Source organism: Aureibaculum koreense (genome assembly GCF_034296135.1).
Taxonomy (GTDB): Bacteria; Bacteroidota; Bacteroidia; order Flavobacteriales; family Flavobacteriaceae; genus Aureibaculum.
This window is the reverse complement of record NZ_JAXKVV010000047.1, coordinates 1-1,649: the sequence shown is the minus strand read 5'-3', so window position 1 is coordinate 1,649 and position 1,649 is coordinate 1. Positions and strand designations below refer to the sequence as shown.

General features: G+C 32.9%; 2 protein-coding genes. Both read left to right on the top strand.

Annotated elements, in window-relative coordinates:
- Window positions 1-385: 385 nt before the first annotated feature.
- A complete protein-coding gene (locus UMM65_RS17580) occupies window positions 386-529 on the top strand; it encodes a hypothetical protein (RefSeq protein ID WP_321978482.1) in 144 nt (47 codons plus the stop codon).
- A 63-nt stretch (window positions 530-592) separates the two neighbouring features.
- Window positions 593-1,588, top strand: coding sequence for an IS110 family RNA-guided transposase (locus UMM65_RS17575; protein ID WP_321978480.1), 996 nt, complete (start codon window positions 593-595; stop codon window positions 1,586-1,588).
- Window positions 1,589-1,649: the final 61 nt, after the last annotated feature.

Sequence of the window (1,649 nt, the reverse complement as noted above, 5' to 3'; positions counted from 1 at the left end):
CCCTTAGATTCGCAAAGTCATTTACATAGAGGTTTTTTATATCATTAGTTAACCCTATTTCGATGAGTTAGCTTCTATACGGGAGAACCCTCAATAATTGTAAATAACAACCAAACCGATAAAGAAGAATTACGTGCAAAATAAAGCTGTTGCTAGGCTTACGTTTTTAAAATCCTTTGTCGGTTACCTCTGAACTGCATCAAATGGAAATAAAGGTTTATGGACCTACTATCAGGGTTTCGATGGTAATTCAGATTATTTAAGCTCATATTGTAAAAAAAATTAATACTTTGATACTTTTTTATCGTATCGCAGGGTCTATATATTGTTGTTCATTATAGAAGCATGTGGTAATATTTTACCTTACTTTAAACCTTCAATGATTATGGACGGCAACCAAACCGATAAAGGTGCATTAGTTGCTTCTCAAAGTTTCGGACTTATAAGAATGATTAAATCCTTTATCGGTTATCTTCTGAACCAGTATCAAATGGAAATTCAGGTTTATAGACCTATTAATAGGGATTAGATAATAACTCAGATGTTCGGTTGTATTTAAAATCATAGATGACATTCTTTAAAACTATTTATTATGAAAAAATCAGACTTTATGTTTTTTATCGGTATAGATATATCGAAACTTACTTTTGACGTAGCCATCATTAATGGCAAAACCACTTCTTCTTTTGTGTTCGACAATAACCAAAAAGGAATCAGGGCTTTTTTTAGATTGTTGAGAAACCAACGTATTGTTTTAGATGATACCTTAATTTGTATGGAACATACTGGAGTATATGGAAAGTTGCTCATTACAAAATTGTTGGAAAAACAAGCCAATTTCTGTGTTGAAATGTCTTTGAGGATTATTCGTAGTCTTGGGATACAGAGAGGTAAAAATGATAAACTGGATGCTATTCGTATTGCACGGTATGCTGTCAAAAACCTTAATGAAATTGAACTGTACAAACCAATACCTGAAGTGTTGGAGAAAGTTAAGGTTCTCATCAAAATCAGGGAACAGCTGGTCCATTTCAAAGCTGACCTGAACAAATACCCTAATGAATTAAAAACCTTTGCACCAGAACTAAGCAAGCTTGCCCAAAAGAACATCAAAAAAACGATCAAATGCATCACAGGTGCAATCAAAAGAATTGAAGCCGATTTACAAGCACTCATACTTTCTGACGAAAAACTTAATACTACGATTGGACTGGTTACCTCTGTTACTGGAATAGGCATCTTTACTGCTTTATATTTTGTTGTTTTTACGAATTTCTTTACTCGGTATCAAAACCCTAAACAATTGGCTTGTTATTGCGGTGTTGTGCCTTTTAAACATACTTCTGGTTCTAGTGTTCATAAAAAATCCAGGGTACATCATATCGCCAACAAAACACTGAAAAAACAATTGCATATGTGTGCTTTGTCCGCTGTGCGTCATGATCCGGAACTTAAAATCTATTATGAACGAAAAGCCGATGAAGGAAAAAATAAAATGCTTGTTCTTAACAATGTCAGGAACAAACTTGTTTTGAGGATTTGTGCCGTTATTAAAAGACAAAAACCTTATCGAAAAATTGTTGCTTAATTTTATTGATTTCTTGTTTAAAATTTTTTTCATTTTTTACTTGGTTTTATCATGGAAATCT